13 protein-coding genes and 2 tRNA genes are annotated in these 15,986 nt (G+C 72.9%); 9 read left to right on the top strand and 6 right to left on the bottom strand.

The features are described 5' to 3' along the window. Positions 1-10: 10 nt before the first annotated feature. The 6 genes from ACWHYA_RS07140 (at position 11) to ACWHYA_RS07115 (ending at position 4,933) form a co-directional block, all read left to right on the top strand. Positions 11-84: transfer RNA gene (locus tag ACWHYA_RS07140), tRNA-Asp, on the top strand. A gap of 58 nt (positions 85-142) precedes the next feature. Next, a tRNA-Phe gene (locus ACWHYA_RS07135) sits at positions 143-216 on the top strand. A 322-nt stretch (positions 217-538) separates the two neighbouring features. Continuing rightward, a complete protein-coding gene (locus ACWHYA_RS07130) occupies positions 539-1,657 on the top strand; it encodes an iron ABC transporter substrate-binding protein (protein ID WP_425941919.1) in 1,119 nt (372 codons plus the stop codon). 38 nt (positions 1,658-1,695) lie between these two features. Further along, on the top strand, positions 1,696-3,273 hold the full coding sequence (locus tag ACWHYA_RS07125; protein ID WP_425941921.1) for an ABC transporter permease: 1,578 nt from the start codon (positions 1,696-1,698) through the stop codon (positions 3,271-3,273). Positions 3,274-3,281: 8 nt separating this feature from the next. Further along, positions 3,282-4,382, top strand: a complete 1,101-nt coding sequence (locus ACWHYA_RS07120) for an ABC transporter ATP-binding protein (RefSeq protein WP_425941923.1) — start codon at positions 3,282-3,284, stop codon at positions 4,380-4,382. Beyond that, complete coding sequence (locus tag ACWHYA_RS07115) at positions 4,379-4,933, top strand: DUF4442 domain-containing protein (RefSeq protein WP_425941925.1); 555 nt, start codon at positions 4,379-4,381, stop codon at positions 4,931-4,933. The genes ACWHYA_RS07120 and ACWHYA_RS07115 overlap by 4 nt, the downstream gene beginning before the upstream one ends. A 70-nt stretch (positions 4,934-5,003) precedes the next feature. Here ACWHYA_RS07115 and ACWHYA_RS07110 read toward each other — a convergent pair whose 3' ends face one another. The 6 genes from ACWHYA_RS07110 to ACWHYA_RS07085 all read right to left on the bottom strand — a co-directional run bounded on the left by ACWHYA_RS07110 (position 5,004) and on the right by ACWHYA_RS07085 (position 13,206). Beyond that, positions 5,004-6,083 carry a carboxylate-amine ligase gene (locus ACWHYA_RS07110; protein WP_425941927.1) on the bottom strand — a complete coding sequence of 360 codons (1,080 nt, stop codon included), beginning with the start codon at positions 6,081-6,083 and terminating at the stop codon, positions 5,004-5,006. A gap of 15 nt (positions 6,084-6,098) precedes the next feature. Continuing rightward, complete coding sequence (locus ACWHYA_RS07105; protein WP_425941928.1) at positions 6,099-7,994, bottom strand: chorismate-binding protein; 1,896 nt, start codon at positions 7,992-7,994, stop codon at positions 6,099-6,101. A 78-nt stretch (positions 7,995-8,072) separates the two neighbouring features. Beyond that, positions 8,073-9,791, bottom strand: coding sequence for a dihydroxy-acid dehydratase (gene ilvD / locus ACWHYA_RS07100; RefSeq protein ID WP_425941930.1), 1,719 nt, complete (start codon positions 9,789-9,791; stop codon positions 8,073-8,075). After that, positions 9,784-10,815, bottom strand: a complete 1,032-nt coding sequence (ilvC, locus tag ACWHYA_RS07095; protein ID WP_425941932.1) for a ketol-acid reductoisomerase — start codon at positions 10,813-10,815, stop codon at positions 9,784-9,786. Before ilvC ends, ilvD begins: the two co-directional genes overlap by 8 nt. A 109-nt stretch (positions 10,816-10,924) precedes the next feature. After that, a complete protein-coding gene (gene ilvN / locus ACWHYA_RS07090) occupies positions 10,925-11,383 on the bottom strand; it encodes an acetolactate synthase small subunit (protein WP_425941933.1) in 459 nt (152 codons plus the stop codon). Beyond that, the gene (locus tag ACWHYA_RS07085) at positions 11,383-13,206 is read right to left on the bottom strand and encodes an acetolactate synthase large subunit (RefSeq protein WP_425941934.1); all 1,824 of its coding nucleotides are present in this window, start codon (positions 13,204-13,206) and stop codon (positions 11,383-11,385) included. Before ACWHYA_RS07085 ends, ilvN begins: the two co-directional genes overlap by 1 nt. 315 nt (positions 13,207-13,521) lie before the next feature. Here ACWHYA_RS07085 and ACWHYA_RS07080 point away from each other — a divergent pair, with 315 nt between their 5' ends. From ACWHYA_RS07080 to lpdA, 3 genes are all read left to right on the top strand, one after another. Next, a complete protein-coding gene (locus ACWHYA_RS07080; protein WP_425941936.1) occupies positions 13,522-14,325 on the top strand; it encodes a PadR family transcriptional regulator in 804 nt (267 codons plus the stop codon). Positions 14,326-14,386: 61 nt separating this feature from the next. Beyond that, positions 14,387-14,560: a hypothetical protein gene (locus tag ACWHYA_RS07075; protein ID WP_425941938.1), complete on the top strand. Its 174-nt coding sequence runs from the start codon at positions 14,387-14,389 to the stop codon at positions 14,558-14,560. A gap of 15 nt (positions 14,561-14,575) precedes the next feature. After that, on the top strand, positions 14,576-15,970 hold the full coding sequence (gene lpdA, locus ACWHYA_RS07070) for a dihydrolipoyl dehydrogenase (protein ID WP_425941940.1): 1,395 nt from the start codon (positions 14,576-14,578) through the stop codon (positions 15,968-15,970). Positions 15,971-15,986 lie beyond the last annotated feature (16 nt).

The raw sequence follows: 15,986 nt of genomic DNA, 5'->3' as shown, positions 1-15,986 counted from the left end.
CCTGTTACGAGGCCCCGTAGCGCAGTTGGTTAGCGCGCCGCCCTGTCACGGCGGAGGTCGCGGGTTCGAGTCCCGTCGGGGTCGCAGAGAGTGCGGCGTGGTTCCGGTCGACAGACCGGGGCCACGCCTCTGCACTACTCCGGGCCAGGTAGCTCAGTTGGTACGAGCGTCCGACTGAAAATCGGAAGGTCGGCGGTTCGACCCCGCCCCTGGCCACGGCGACAAGCCGCGGGGCGCCCCTGAGACCCCCGCGGCTTTCGCGTCTCCGCGGGTCGAGGGCGCGCACCGCACGTCTCCACGGGTCGAGGGGGCGCGCGCCGCACGTCTCCGCGGGTCGAGGGGCGCTCGCCGCGAAGCCCCGTGAGCGCCGTGGCGTCCCTGCCCCTTTCGCGCCGCCTCCCCTCACCCGATGTGATTTACGGCACGTCCTGGTGCGCCAATTGCTTCTCCGCCGATCCTGTGCTGAAGTAAGGGTTGCCTTGCCTCAGCGATGAAGCGCAAGCACTCCCTGTCGCATCACATCCCAGGAGACCCCCCGATGACGATCCGCGCCACGCGCACCGTTGCCGCCCTCGCCGTGCTCGGCCTCGGCCTGACCGCGTGCGGGACGGACGCCGAGGAGCCGACGTCCGGCGCCGACGGCACCGCCGACGGCACGACCGACGACGGCACGACCGACGACGGCACGACCACCGAGGACGCCGCCGCCGGCGACTCGAGCGACGGCACCGTGACGCTCTACAGCGGCCGCAACGAGGACCTCGTCCAGCCCGTCCTCGACGCCTTCAGCGAGGAGACCGGGATCGAGGTCGAGGTCCGCTACGCCGACACCGCCGCGATGGCCGCGCAGATCCTCGAGGAGGGGGACAACTCCCCCGCCGAGGTCTTCCTCGCCCAGGACGCCGGCGCGCTCGGCGCCGTCGCCAAGGAGGGCCGCCTGCTCGAGCTGCCCGAGGAGACCCTCGAGCTGGTCCCGGAGACCTACCGGTCCCAGGACGGCGACTGGGTCGGTCTGACCGGACGCGCCCGGGTGCTCGTCTACAACGAGGACGCCGTCTCCGAGGAGGACCTGCCGACCTCGGTGCAGGAGCTCACCGAGGACGAGTGGGCCGGTCGCGTCGGCATCGCCCCCACCAACGCCAGCTTCCAGTCCTTCGTCACCGCCATGAGGGTGCTCGAGGGCGACGACGCCGCCCGGCAGTGGCTGACCGACATGGCCGCCAACGACCCGCAGATCCGGGAGAAGAACGGCATCATCGTCGCCGACGTCGACTCCGGGGCGATCGACGCCGGCCTGGTCAACCACTACTACCTCTACGAGCTGGCCGAGGAGCAGGGCGTCCCGGCCGAGGACCTCTCCGCGGCGCTGCACTTCTTCCCCGACGGCGACACCGGTGCCCTCGTCAACATCTCCGGCATCGGTCTGGTCGGCGAGCAGGCCGACGGCGACGCCCAGGCCCTGGTCGACTACCTGCTCTCCGAGGCGGGCCAGACCTACTTCGTGGAGAACACCCACGAGTACCCGATGGTCGAGGGCGTCGAGCCCGACCCGTCGCTGCCCTCGCTGGACAGCCTGGACGTGCCCGACGTCGACCTCAACGACCTCGACGACCTGCAGACGACCATCGAGATGATCACCGAGGCAGGGTTGCTCTGAGCCGACGACCGCACCCAGCGCTCACCGCCGGGGCCCTCGTGGCCACGGCGGTGGCGCTCATCCCCCTGGGCTATCTGCTGCTGCGGACGGCCCAGGGGGGTCTGTCGTCCTGGTGGGACACGGTCGTCACCGCCCGCACCGCCACCCTGGCGAGCACCTCCCTGCTGCTCGCGGCCGTCGTCACCCTCGCCTGCCTGGTCATCGGCGTCGCCGGCGCCTGGCTCGTCACCCGCTCCGACGTGCCCGGCCGGCGGCTCTTCGCGGTCCTGCTGGCCCTTCCGTTGGCGGTGCCCAGCTACGTCGCGGCGTTCACCTGGGTCTCGGTGGCCGACCTGTGGTCGGCCGACCCGGGCACCCGGTTCGAGGGCTTCACCGCCGCCGCGGTCGTCCTCACCCTCTACACCTACCCCTACGTCTACCTGCCCGTGGCCGCGGCGCTCGTCCGCGTGGACCCCAGCCAGGAGGAGGTCGCCCGCTCCCTGGGCCGTGGCCCCTGGAGCACGCTGACCACCGTCACGCTGCCGCAGGTCCGTCCCGCCATCGCGGGAGGGGCGCTGCTCGCGTCCCTCTACGTGCTCGCCGACTTCGGCGCCGTGTCCATCCTGCGCGTGGACACCTTCACCCGGGCGATCTTCACGGCGTTCAACGCCGGCTTCAACCGCACGATGGCGCTGACCCTGGCCACGCTGCTCGTCCTCATCACCCTGGCGATCCTCTGGGGCGAGGGGCGGACCCGGCGGGCAGGGGCCCGGTTCTCCTCCCCCCGCGTCGTGCGCCCGGCCCGGGCACTGGACCTCGGGGTATGGCGCTGGCCCGCCCTGGCAGGTCTGGTCGCCGTGGTCGTCGCCGCCCTGGGCGTGCCCGCCCTGTCCCTGGTCCGGTGGATCGGCGACGGGACCTCGGGGTCGCAGGCGTGGGAGCGGCTCGGGGAGGCCGCGGCCGGCTCCCTGACGGCGGCCGGGGCCGGTGCGCTGCTGACGATGGCGCTGGCCCTGCCGGTCGGCATCCTCGCCGCCCGCCACCCGGGGCGCCTGTCCGCGGCCCTGGAGCGCGCGGCATACCTCGCCCACTCCCTGCCGGGCGTCGTCGTGGGCCTGTCGCTGGTGTTCTTCGGCGTCACCGTGGCGCTGCCGTTCTACCAGACCACCTGGCTGCTCGCGCTGGCCTACGCCACCCTCTTCCTGCCCCTGGGCGTCAGCGCGGTGGCCTCGGCCGCCGGGCAGGCGCCGCCGTCGCTGGAGGAGGCCGCGCAGGCGCTGGGCACCACCCCTGCGGTGGTGTTCCGCCGGGTCACCCTGCCGCTGACGCTGCCCGGGATCGGGGCCGGCGCCGCGCTCGTCTTCCTCACCGCGATGAAGGAGCTGCCCGCCACGCTGCTGCTGCGCCCGACCGGGACCGAGACGCTGGCGACCCGGCTGTGGAGCGCGACCGCCATCGGCCGCTACGCCGAGGCCGCCCCCTACGCGCTGGTGCTGGTCGCGCTCGCGGCCGTCCCGACCTGGCTCATCACCCGCCGCAGCGGGATCCTGCCCGCGGTCGGCCCGGGGGCTCCGGTGGCCGAGGTGGAGGAGCTGGAGGAGCCGGAGGTCGATCTCGTGAGAGGCATGCAACCATGAACCTGACCATGACGACGTCCACCACCCGCACCCCGCAGGCCGCCCGGGCGGCGGCGCACGCCGTCGAGATCGTCGGCGTGAGCAAGCGGTTCGGCGACGTCACCGCGCTCGAGGAGGTCTCCCTCCAGCTGGACTCCGGGGAGTTCCTCGCCGTGCTGGGCCCCTCCGGCTGCGGCAAGACCACGCTGCTGCGCTGCATGGCCGGCTTCGAGCGGATCGACAGCGGACGGATCGCCCTGGACGGCCGGGCCGTCGCCCTGCCCGGCATCCACCTGCCCCCGCACCGCCGTCAGGTCGCCGTCGTCCCGCAGGAGGGGGCGCTCTTCCCGCACCTGTCCGTGGCCGAGAACGTCGGCTTCGGACTGCCCCGTCGCGACCGCCGCCGCTCGGCCAGGATCGCCGAGTGCCTCGAGCTGGTCGGCCTCGCCGGGCTCGGGGCCCGGATGCCGCACGAGCTCTCCGGTGGCCAGCAGCAGCGGGTGGCGCTGGCCCGTGCGCTGTCGCCGCGCCCACCCCTGGTGCTGCTGGACGAGCCGTTCAGCGCGCTGGACGCCTCGCTGCGCGTGGAGCTGCGCCGCGACGTGCGCCGCGCGCTGCACGAGGACGGCGCCACGGCCATCCTCGTCACCCACGACCAGGCCGAGGCCCTCTCGATGGCCGACCGGGTCGCCGTCATGCGCGACGGGCGGGTGCGCCAGGTCGGCACGCCCGAGGAGGTCTACGGCACGCCGGTGGACGCCTGGGTGGCCTCCTTCGTCGGCGAGGCGGACCTGGTCGACCTCGTCGACGAGACCGCCACCGAGGTGAGCACTCCCCTGGGTCGGGTCGAGGTGGTGCCGGGCGTCCCCGGTGCCACCCGGGTCGTCGTGCGCCCCGAGCAGGTCCAGCTGGCCCCGGCCGACGACCCGAGGCGACCGGCGCCGGCAGGGTCGGTCCGGGCCCGGGTGATGACGGTCGACTTCCACGGGCACGACGCCCTGGTGACCCTCGAGCTGGCCGGCGGCCTCACCGCCCAGGCCCGCACGGGAGCCTTCCCGCCCGCGGTCGGGGACACCGTGGCCGCCTGGGTCGACGGCCCCTGCCGGGCCGTCCCCGGGGCCGAGACGTGAGCGGCCCGTCCGTCCTGCCGGCGGGTGGGCGGGCCCGGCAGCAGGTCGGCCGGCGGGCCCGGCAGCAGGTCGACCAGCGGGTCGGACCGTTCAAGGCCATGGCCCGCGACGCCCGGGTGCTGCGCGTCGGGATGAACGTCTGGCCGCCCTTCCTGTTCTCCGGGATCCATGTCCAGCACATCGCCGGCGACTTCCGCGAGGTTGCGGTCCGCCTGCGGCACACGCCGCTGACGAGCAACTACGTGGGCACCCAGTTCGGCGGGTCGATCTTCGCGATGTGCGACCCCTTCTGGATGCTCATGGTCCTGCGCAACCTCGGACCGGGCTACGTGGTCTGGGACCGGGCTGCCGAGGTCGAGTTCCTCGCACCCGGCCGGGGGCCGGTCTGCACCACCTTCCACCTCTCCCAGGAGGTGCTCGACGACCTGCAGGTGCGCGCCGACGACGGCGACCGGGTGCTCCACTGGTTCGAGAACGACGTGACCGCCGACGACGGCACCCTGGTCGCCCGCATCCGCAAGCAGGTCTACGTCCGGCGTGCCCGGAGCTGACGTCCCGGCGCACCCGACCGCCCTCGGTGCACCTGCTGCCCTCAGCCGACCGCCCCGCAGACCGATCGCGTCAGGTGCCCTCGACCGTCCGCCGGGCCACGTCGGCGACCACGTCGGCCAGCCTCCCGGTCCGGCGCAGCACATCGCGCTGCCGGGACGCCTCACCCCCGGCATCGAGGAGCCGCCCCACCTCGCGCTCGACGAGCTCCAGGTCACCGGCCCGCGCCAGCGCCGGCCGGACGTGGTCGACCAGGCCACGGACGACCGCTGCCGCCGGGGCGAGCCGACCCGTCGTCGGGTCGACCAGCCGGCCCGTGAGACCGGCCCGGGACGCCTGCCAGGTGGCCGCCCGCAGCAGCGCCGTGTCCGTCGCCGCACCCGCCGCCGCAGCCCCGGCACCCTCCTCCGCCGCCGTCTCCACCATCGCCCGCACGAGCACGGCCAGCAGCACCGTCACCCGCACGTCGGGGCACACGTCGGCCACCCGGACCTCCACGGTCGGCTGGTGGGCCGAGAGGCGGGCGTCGAGGTAGAGCATCCCCGGGTCCAGGATCACCCCCGTCTCCAGCAGGGCGTCCACCACGCGCCGGTACCCCTCCGCCGAGCCGACCGGCGGAGGTGGCCCGGAGGTGGGCCAGCGGGCCATCAGCTGCCAGCGGTAGCTGGCGAAGCCGGTCTCCTCCCCCGCCGCGAACGGCGACCCGGCCGACAGGGCCAGCAGCACCGGCAGCCAGTCGCGTAGCCCGTCGAGGACGGCTGCACCCTCGTCCTCGTCGGCGACCTCGACGTGCACGTGGCAGGCGCAGGTGAGGTGCTGGCGCGCCAGCACGCCGTACTCCTGCACGATCCGCCCGTAGCGCTCCACCGGCATGACCACGGGCCGGAACGGGAGCGGCGAGGTGCTCAGGGCCGCGGGGACGGCCCCCAGCTCGGCCGCGCGGACGGCCACCTCGCTCCGGAGGCCCAGCAGGTCCGCGCGCAGGTCGTCGGCGTCCGCGTGGGGACGGGTGCGCGTCTCGATCATCTGCGCGAGGAACTCGGAGGTGATCCGCTCGTCGGCGTCCCGCAGGACCACCTCCGCCGCCGGGACGAGCTCGCCGGTGCGCACGTCGACCAGGAGCAGCTCCTCCTCCACGCCGACGGTGCGCATCCGTCCAGTCTCCCCCTAGGGTGCTCCCACGGCGTGCCGAAGCAGCTCGTGCAGGGTGACCAGGCCGTCCCGGGAGAGGACCGACTCGGCGTGACCCTGGATCGTGGCCACCCCCCGGCCGCGGAGCGCGACGACCCCCTGGCCGTCCTCGTGCAGCGCCACCTCCAGGTCCCGCCCGGCCAGCACCGGCGCCACCCCGGACGGCCTGGCGACGAAGGTGTTGTAGAAGCCGATCAGCCGCCGGCGGCCCCACAGGTCGACCGGCAGCTGGACGCCCTGGTTCGGCCTCTGCAGCACCGAGATCTCCAGGCCCGCCAGGTCGCAGAGCACCTGGTGGGACAGGCACACGGCCAGCAGGGGCCGGTCGGCCTCCAGCCGCGCCAGCGCCAGCTCGCGCAACCGGGCGATCCGCGGGTCCTCCCGCCGGGTCGGGTCGCCGGGCCCCGGGCCCAGGAGGAGCAGGTCCAGCCCCTCGTCCAGGACGTCCTCGACCCGGACGTCCTCCCACCGGCGGACGGTGGCGGTCATCCCCACGTGCCGGACCATGTGCGCCAGCATCTGGGTCCAGGTGTCCTCGGCGTCGACCACCAGCACCCGCCGGCCGGCCAGATCGGGGTCCGGACGCACCTCCTGCGGCGACAGCCAGAACGGCGAGAGGGTCTCGTTGCGCGCGGCCAGGGCCTCGGCGACGCCGGGCAGGGAGGCGAGCTGCACCGCATACCCTCCTCCCCGGCGCTCGCGCAGGCCGAGCGCGGCGAGCATGCCCCGCGCCTTGGCGCTGGTCTCCTCCACCTCCGAGCGCGGGTCGGAGTGGCGCACGAGCGTGGCCCCCGCGCTGACGGTGATCGTGCCGGCGTCGTCGACGTGGGCGGTACGGATGAGGATCGGCGCGTCCAGCCGCTCCCCTCCCTCCTCGTCGAGGTCGACGAGGGCGAGCACCCCGGAGTAGTAGCCGCGGCCGCCGGGCTCGTGCCGGCGGATCACGCTGCAGGCGTTCTCCATCGGCGAGCCGGTGACCGTCGGGGCGAACATGGTGGCGCGCAGCACGTCCCGTACGTCGGCCTCGCTGGCGCCGTCCAGGAGGTACTCCGTGTGCGTCAGGTGGGCCATCTGCTTCAGCAGCGGGCCGGTGATCCGCCCGCCGTCGGAGCAGATCTGGGCCATCATCTTCATCTCCTCGTCGACCACCATGAAGAGCTCCTCGGTCTCCTTGGTGTCCTGGACGAAGTCGGTGAACGCCGCCGTCACCACGCTGCCGTCGGGGTCGGCGCCGCGCGGGTGGCGGAAGGTGCCCGAGATCGGGTTCATCCACACCCGCCCGTCCTTGACGCTGACGTGCCGCTCGGGGGTGGCGCCGACGAGGGTGTGCCCGGGTGTGTGCACCGCGAAGCTCCAGTAGGCGCCCTGCTCGTCGGTGAGCAGCGTCCGCAGCCACGTCAGGGCGGCCAGCGCAGGGTCGGTCGCGGTGCGGCACAGCACGTCCCGGCGGATGACGAAGTTCGCCCCCTCGCCGGTGCCGATCTCGTCGGTGATGACCCGCTCGACGATCCGGGCGTAGTCGTCGTCGGAGACGCTGAACCGCTCGTCGGTCACCTCGACGGGCACCGTGGGCAGCGCGGCGACGAGCTCGTCCACGGGCAGGTGCTGGTATGCCGTGGGGCCGGCCGGGCGCAGCACGCGCAGCGGGGTGCCGTCGTCGTGGGCGGCGAAGCCGCGCTCGGTGATCTGCCGGTAGGGCACCAGCGCCAGGACCGGCTCGCCCTCGCGCGGACGGGGCAGGTCGGCCAGCCGGTGCAGGTCGACGACGTCGCCCACGACCACCTCGGCCTGCTGCTGACCCTCGCGCCACAGGACCGCCCAGGACTGGCCCGAGGGGTCGGCGAGGATCTGGTCGAGGGGGCGGGACGGCATGCCGGCCATCCTCCCATCCCGGGCCTGGGCGGCCGCAGTCGATCGTGGCCCCGGCCGGGGCCACGACCGACTGCACGTTCAGTGGGTGACCGCACCCTCCGAGGCGGACCCGACGAGCTGGACGTACTTGGCCAGCACGCCGCGACGCGCCCGCGCGGGCGGCTCCGGGGGCGACCAGCCCGCCCGGCGCCGCTCCAGCTCGGCCTCGTCGACCTCCAGGTCGAGCCGGCCGCCCGCCACGTCCAGGACGATCGGGTCGCCGTCCTGCACGAGCGCGACCGGGCCGCCGTCGGTGGCCTCGGGGGCGATGTGGCCCACGCACAGGCCGGTCGTCCCGCCGGAGAAGCGCCCGTCGGTGATGAGCAGGACGTCCTTGCCCAGGCCGGCGCCCTTGATCGCCCCGGTGATCGCGAGCATCTCGCGCATGCCCGGGCCACCCTTGGGTCCCTCGTAGCGGATGACCACGACGTCGCCGGCCGAGACGGCGCCGGCCTCGAGCGCGTCCATCGCGGCTCGCTCCCCGTCGAAGACCCGGGCGGTGCCGCGGAAGACGTCGGAGTCGAAACCGGCCGACTTCACGACCGCTCCCCCGGGGGCCAGCGACCCCTGCAGGATCGTCAGCCCACCGGTGGCGTGGATCGGGTTGTCCATCGTCCGCAGGACCGTCCCGTCCAGCGGCGGGGCGCCGAGCTCGCGCAGGTTCTCGGCCACCGTCCTCCCGGTCACCGTCATCGCGTCGCCGTGCAGCAGGTCGGCGTCGAGCAGCGCCTGCATGACGACGGGGATGCCGCCGATCCGGTCGATGTCGACCATGACGTGCCGCCCGAACGGCTTGACGTCCGCCAGGTGCGGCACCTTGGCCCCGATCCGCCGGAAGTCGTCCAGCGTGAGCGGCACCTCGGCCTCGCTGGCGATCGCCAGCAGGTGCAGCACCGCGTTGGTCGACCCGCCGAAGGCCATCGTCACCGCGATCGCGTTCTCGAACGCCTCCCGGGTGAGGATCTGCCGGGCCGTCAGCCCGGTGCGCAGCATGTTCACCACAGCCTCGCCGGACCGGCGGGCGAACCCGTCCCGGCGGCGGTCCGTGGCCGGCGGTGCCGCCGAGCCGGGCAGCGACATGCCGAGGGCCTCTGCCGCCGCGGCCATCGTGTTGGCCGTGTAGAAGCCGCCGCAGGCGCCCTCGCCCGGGCAGATCGCCCGCTCGATGGCGTCGACGTCCTCGCGCGACATCAGCCCGGCGGCGCACGCCCCGACGGCCTCGAAGGCGTCGATGATCGTGACCTCGCGCTCCGAGCCGTCGGACATGCGGGCCCGGCCGGGCAGGATCGACCCGGCGTAGACGAACACCGAGGCCAGGTCCAGCCGGGCCGCGGCCATGAGCATCCCGGGCAGCGACTTGTCGCAGCCGGCGAGCAGCACCGACCCGTCGAGCCGCTCGGCCGACATCACCGTCTCCACGGAGTCGGCGATGATCTCCCGCGACACCAGGGAGTAGTGCATCCCCTCGTGGCCCATCGAGATGCCGTCGGAGACCGAGATCGTGCCGAACTCCAGCGGGTAGCCGCCGGCGGAGTGCACCCCGTCCTTGACGGCCTTGGCGAGCCGGTCCAGCGACAGGTTGCAGGGCGTGATCTCGTTCCAGCTGCTGGCGACGCCGACCTGGGGCTTGACCCAGTCGTCGTCCCCCATGCCGACCGCCCGGAGCATGCCGCGCGCGGCGGTCTTCTCCAGCCCGTCGGTGACGTCCCGCGAGCGGGGCTTGGGGTCGACCCCGGTCGGGACGGTGGGCTCAGTCACGTGCGGCCGACCCCTCGACGTAGTCGCTGTCGTGCGACTTGACCCAGGCCATCATCCCGCGCAGCTCCTTGCCGGTGGCCTCGATCGGGTGCTGGGCGCCCTTCTCGCGCAGGGCCTTGAACTCCGGCGCGCCCGCGTCCTGGTCCTGGATGAAGCGGTCGGCGAAGGACCCGTTGCGGATGTCCTCCAGCACCGCCTGCATGTTCTCCTTCACGCTGGGGTCGATGACCCGCGGACCGGAGACGTAGTCGCCGTACTCCGCGGTGTCGGAGATCGACCAGCGCTGCTTGGCGATGCCACCCTCGTACATGAGGTCGACGATGAGCTTGAGCTCGTGCAGGCACTCGAAGTAGGCCACCTCCGGCTGGTAGCCGGCCTCGGTGAGCGTCTCGAAGCCGTACATCACCAGCTGGCTCATGCCCCCGCAGAGCACCGACTGCTCGCCGAAGAGGTCGGTCTCGGTCTCCTCCGTGAAGGTGGTCTCGATGCCGCCGGCGCGCAGGCCGCCGATCGCCGAGGCGTAGGACAGCGCCAGCGCCTTGGCGTCGCCGGTCGCGTCCTGCTCCACGGCCACGAGCACCGGCACGCCGCGCCCGTCGACGTACTCCCGGCGCACGAGGTGGCCCGGGCCCTTCGGCGCGACCATGCACACGTCCACGCCGGCCGGGGGCTTGATGTAGCCGAACCGGATGTTGAAGCCGTGGCTGAAGAACAGCGCCTTGCCGTCGGAGAGGTGCGGCTCGATCGCCTCGGCGTAGAGGTGGCGCTGCACGTGGTCGGGGACGAGCACCATGATGACGTCGGCCTCCGCGCAGGCCTCCGCCGGCGTCATGACGGCCAGCCCCTCGGCCCGCGCCTTGTCCCGGCTCGAGCTGCCCTCGGCGAGCCCGACCCGGACGTCGACGCCGGAGTCCCGCAGCGACAGCGCGTGCGCGTGCCCCTGGCTGCCGTAGCCGAGCACGGCGACCTTCCGGCCCTGGATGATGGACAGGTCGGCGTCGTCGTCGTAGTACATGGTGGCCATCGGCGTGTTCTCTCCTGTGGTGGTGGGGTGCAGGTGGGGGGACCGCGGCGCGGGGGTGGCGCCGTGGTCCAGGTGGTGCAGAGGGTATGCGGTGCGGCGCGCCGCCGGGTCAGAAGGCGGCGGCCGCCATGGCGCCGACCGGGCGGGGACCGTTGTCGTTGATCTCCCACAGCTGGGTGCGGATGGCGTCCGCGTCGTCGAGCTCCTGGATGTGGATGACCTCGACGAGCTTGTCCAGCTGGCTGGTGACCTTGTGCAGCTGCTCCGCGTCGACGTTGACGACGATGGTCATCCGGGAGACCTTGTTGTCCTCGGTCGGACCGACGACCAGGTGGTCGATGTTGAAGTTGCGCCGGGCGAAGAGGACCGAGACCCGGGCGAGGACGCCGGGGTTGTTCTCGACCAGGACGGACAGGGCGTGGCGGTGGTGGTCGGGTCGCATGGGAGTGCCTTTCGTGGTGGTGCCGGTGGGGCGGGGAGGGGTGGAGGAGGGAGGAACGGGTCGGTGGGCCTGCGGGGCCGTGGGGACCTCGCGGTCGGGCAGCGGGTAGTCGTGGAGCAGCGTCATCACTCGTCCTCGCCGAACTCGGGGGTGAGGTCGCGCGCGTGCTGGATGGCGTCGTTGCTGGTGCCGGCGGGGACCATCGGCCAGACCATCGAGTCCTTGCTGACCCGGAAGTCCACGACGACCGGCTGGTCGTCGACGGCCATGGCCTCCTCGATCGTGCGGTCCACGTCCTCGCGGGTGTCGCAGCGCAGCCCCACGCAGCCGTAGGCCCGGGCCAGCGCGGCGAAGTCCGGGATCTGGGCCGAGGGCAGCTGGGAGGCGCTGAAGCGCTCGGAGTAGAACAGCGCCTGCCACTGCTTGACCATCCCCAGGGCCGCGTTGTTGATGATCGCGACCTTGATCGGGATGCCCTCGATCGCGCAGGTGGCCAGCTCCTGGTTGGTCATCTGGAAGCAGCCGTCGCCGTCGATGGCCCAGACGGTGCTGCCCGGCATGGCCACCTTCGCGCCCATGGCGGCGGGCACGGCATACCCCATGGTCCCCAGCCCGCCGGAGTTGAGCCAGCGGCGCGGCTCCTCGTAGCCGATGAACTGGCTGGCCCACATCTGGTGCTGCCCGACGCCGGAGGCGAAGATCGCGTCCGGACCGGCGAGGGCGCCGAGGCGCTCGATGACGTACTGCGGGGCGAGGGCACCGTCGCTGGGCTCCTCGTAGCCCAGCGGGTAGCGCGACTTCCAGCCGCGGCAGCGGGCGTTCCACGCCTCGAAGTCGTAGGTCGCGCCCTCGGCGGTGCGGCGGGTCCACTCGGTGGCGAGCAGCTCGATCGTCGCGCGGGCGTCACCCAGGAGGCCGACCGCGGTGGGGAAGTTCTTGCCGATCTCGGCCGGGTCGATGTCGGCGTGCACGATCGTGGCGCCGGGGGCGAAGGAGTCCTTGGCCCCGGTGACCCGGTCGTCGAAGCGGGCGCCCAGGCTGATGATGAGGTCGGACTTCTGCAGGGCGGCGACCGCCGAGACGGTGCCGTGCATCCCCGGCATCCCCATGTGCTGGGGGTGGCTGTCCGGGAAGGCTCCGCGGGCCATGAGGGTGGTGACCACCGGCATCCCGGTGAGCTCGGCCAGGGCCCGCACCTGCTCGGAGGCGTTCGCGCGGATGCAGCCTCCGCCGACGTAGAGGACGGGACGACGGGCGGTGAGCATCAGCTCGACGGCGTCGCGGACCTCCTGCGGCGCCGGGGCCGTCGCGGGCCGGTAGCCGGGCATCGGCAGCTGGCGCAGCTCGTCGCTCGCGTGGGCGATCAGGGCGTCCTTGGTGATGTCGACCAGGACCGGGCCCGGACGGCCGGTGGAGGCCAGGTGGAAGGCCGAGGCGATGGTGGCGGCGATCTCGTCGGGACGGGTGACGAAGAAGGAGTGCTTGGTCACCGGCATCGAGATCGAGCGGATGTCCGCCTCCTGGAAGGCGTCCGAGCCGATCGCGGTGCTGGCCACGTTCCCGGTGATCGCCACCATCGGGACCGAGTCCATGTTGGCGTCGGCCAGCGGGGTCACCAGGTTCGTCGCCCCCGGCCCGCTCGTGGCCAGGCACACGCCGACCTTCCCGGTCGCGGCTGCATACCCTTGCGCGGCGTGGCCGGCGCCCTGCTCGTGCCGGACGAGGATGTGGCGGATCCCCTCGGCCTCGTAGAGCGCGTCGTAGAGGGGCAGCACCGCGCCGCCGGGCAGGCCGAAGATGTGCTCCACCCCGACCCGCCGGAGGGTGTCGACGAGCTGCTCGGCCCCGGTGCGGGGGCCTCCGTCCACGGACCGCCCGCCGGTGGTGCCGGGGGCGGTCACGGTCGCGCCGTCGGTGATCGTGTCGCTGCTCACGGGGGTGGCGGTCATCGTCCTGGTCCTGACTACGAGGGGTGCTGGAGGGTGTCGGAGTGGTGGTCGGGCAACAAAAAACCCCTCGGCCCGGAGGGCTGACGAGGGGAGGACGCGGCGCGGTCTGAGATCAGGCCGTGGCGCGTCCCTGGCTAATAAGTACGAGAACGAAGAGGTGCATGGGCGCAACTCTGGCCCATCGCTGCCGCGACGTCAACCCCCTGGATGGATATGTGACCGACCGCACAGGTATGCAGTGCACCCCGGGGCAGCCGGGTGCGCCGCTATCGATATGACGTTGACATGTCGACACCGCAGGCGGACGATGGAGCCATGACACAGCGACGAGGCGGGTTCGACCCGGAGCAGTTCTTCGGTCCCGAGGGACCGTTCGGTCCGCGCGGCCCCATGGGCCCGGGCGGCATCTTCGGTCCGCAGGGGCCGTTCGGCACCGGCTCCTGGCCGGGGGTGGACCTGGGCGGCACGGGCCTCGGCGGCGACCGGCACCAGCACCGCCGGGGCGGTCCGCAGGGACGGGCCCGACGGGCCCGCCGCGGGGACGTGCGCAACGCCGTCCTGCACCTGCTCGCGGGCGGGCCGATGAACGGCTACCAGCTCATGCAGGAGATCTCCGAGCGCACGTTCGGGGAGTGGCAGCCCAGCTCGGGCGCGATCTACCCGGCCCTGGCCCAGCTGGAGGACGAGGGCCTCATCGAGCAGGTCGAGCACGACGGGCGCAAGGCCTACACGCTGACCGACGCCGGCCGGCAGGCTGCCGCGGACGGCCCCGACCCGGGGTTCGCCACCGGCCACGAGCCGGCCGACCCGTGGGCGGGCACCGGTCGCGGCACGGGCAGCGCGGGCGGCGGGCGGCGTGGCCGCCGGGAGTCCGGCCGCGGCAGCGGCACGCGGCTGTGGAAGGCCGTGGGCGGGCTGGCGGTCGCCGCGCAGGCGGTGGGCCAGTCCGGCGACGAGGACCTCACGGAGCGGGCGGCCGGGCTGCTGGACCGCACCCGGCGCGAGCTCTACCGGATGCTCGCCGAGACCGAGGTCGCCCGCGAGGACGACCCGGGGGCGGGAGGCGCGGGCCCCGACGGCGAGGACGAGGTCGCCGAGGGAGAGATCATCGAGGAGTGAGCGTGCCGACGTCGCGTCGACGACCCCTCCTGCCCCTGGTGCCCGTCCGCGCCCTGACGCCATGGCCGCGTCGGTGGCCCTCGACCTGACCGGCATCGACTCCACGGTGCGCCGGGTGGCCGAGGAGACGGCGAAGATGGTCGGGGCGGCGGCGCTGGCTCTGTTCCCGGCGACGGTGCTGGTGGGGCGGCTGCGGCCCTCCGGGGGTGCCCGGGGCGCGGCGCCGGAGGCCTGACGGCATACTGACCCCATGGCCGATCACTTTGACGTTGTTGTCCTGGGCGCCGGTCCCGGTGGGTATGTCGCGGCGATCCGCGCGAGCCAGCTGGGCAAGAAGGTGGCCGTCGTCGAGAAGCAGTACTGGGGCGGTGTCTGTCTCAACGTCGGGTGCATCCCGTCCAAGGCGCTGCTGAAGAACGCCGAGCTGGCCCACACGCTGCAGCACGACAAGAAGAAGTTCGGCATCGAGGGTGACGCCACGATGTCCTACGGCCCGACGTTCAAGCGCAGCCGGCAGGTCTCGGCCGGCATCGTCAAGGGCGTCCACTTCCTCATGAAGAAGAACAAGATCACCGAGATCGACGGCTGGGGCACCCTCACCGGCCCGAAGAGCATGGACGTCGCGCTCAACGACGGCCAGACCCAGCAGCTGGAGTTCGACAACCTCATCCTCGCCACCGGCTCGGTGACCCGGATGCTCCCGGGCGTGGAGGTCAGCAAGAACGTCGTCACCTACGAGGAGCAGATCCTCGACGAGGAGCTGCCCGGCTCGATCATCATCGCCGGCTCCGGCGCGATCGGTGTGGAGTTCGCCTACGTGATGAAGAACTTCGGGGTCGACGTGACGATCGTGGAGTTCATGGACCGCATGGTCCCCGCCGAGGACGCGGACATCTCCAAGGAGCTGGCCAAGCACTACAAGAAGCTCGGCGTGAAGGTCCTCACCGGCACCAAGGTCGAGGCGGTCGAGGACACCGGATCGGGCGTGAAGGTCAAGGTGAGCAAGGACGGCAAGGAGGAGACGCTCGAGGCGGACCGGCTGTTGTCGGCCATCGGCTTCGCCCCCCGCACCGAGGGGTTCGGCCTGGAGAGCACCGGAGTCGAGCTGACCGAGCGCGGCGCCATCGCGATCGACGACTACATGCGCACCAACGTCGACGGCGTCTACGCCATCGGCGACGTCACGGCCAAGCTGATGCTGGCCCACGTGGCCGAGTCGATGGGCATCGTCGCGGCCGAGGTCATCGCCGGCGCCGAGACGATGCCGCTGGACTACCGGATGATCCCCCGGGCCACCTACTGCCAGCCGCAGGTCGCCTCGATGGGCCTGACCGAGCAGCAGGCCAAGGACGCCGGGCACGAGATCAAGGTCGCCAGCTTCCCGTTCACCGCCAACGGCAAGGCCATGGGCCTGGGCGAGCCCGTCGGGTTCGTCAAGATCGTCGCTGACGCCGAGCACCACGAGATCCTCGGGGCCCACCTGATCGGACCGGACGTGACCGAGCTGCTGCCGGCGATCAACGTGGCCCAGACCTGGGACCTCACCGCCGACGAGGTCTCCCGCGTCGTCTTCGCGCACCCGACCCTGGGTGAGGCCGTCAAGGAGGCCATGCACGGCATCGCCGGCCACATGATCAACTTCTGACGCGGGCACCGGGGCC

This window comes from Ornithinimicrobium carbonis, from assembly GCF_977012275.1.
Note: the sequence above shows the minus strand (reverse complement) of the source record. Positions and strands in the feature narration are given on the sequence as shown.

Excerpts from the sequence above, each read along its gene's own strand:
- ACWHYA_RS07105 (WP_425941928.1), bottom strand. The coding sequence starts at position 7,994 with ATGCCGTCCCGCCCCCTCGACCAGATCCTCGCCGACCCCTCGGGCCAG.
- ACWHYA_RS07085 (WP_425941934.1), bottom strand. The coding sequence starts at position 13,206 with ATGACCGCCACCCCCGTGAGCAGCGACACGATCACCGACGGCGCGACC.
- ACWHYA_RS07080 (WP_425941936.1), top strand. The coding sequence starts at position 13,522 with ATGACACAGCGACGAGGCGGGTTCGACCCGGAGCAGTTCTTCGGTCCC.
- ilvC (WP_425941932.1), bottom strand. The coding sequence starts at position 10,815 with ATGGCCACCATGTACTACGACGACGACGCCGACCTGTCCATCATCCAG.
- ilvN (WP_425941933.1), bottom strand. The coding sequence starts at position 11,383 with ATGACGCTGCTCCACGACTACCCGCTGCCCGACCGCGAGGTCCCCACG.
- ACWHYA_RS07120 (WP_425941923.1), top strand. The coding sequence starts at position 3,282 with ATGACGACGTCCACCACCCGCACCCCGCAGGCCGCCCGGGCGGCGGCG.
- ACWHYA_RS07075 (WP_425941938.1), top strand. The coding sequence starts at position 14,387 with ATGGCCGCGTCGGTGGCCCTCGACCTGACCGGCATCGACTCCACGGTG.
- ACWHYA_RS07110 (WP_425941927.1), bottom strand. The coding sequence starts at position 6,083 with ATGCGCACCGTCGGCGTGGAGGAGGAGCTGCTCCTGGTCGACGTGCGC.
- lpdA (WP_425941940.1), top strand. The coding sequence starts at position 14,576 with ATGGCCGATCACTTTGACGTTGTTGTCCTGGGCGCCGGTCCCGGTGGG.
- ACWHYA_RS07130 (WP_425941919.1), top strand. The coding sequence starts at position 539 with ATGACGATCCGCGCCACGCGCACCGTTGCCGCCCTCGCCGTGCTCGGC.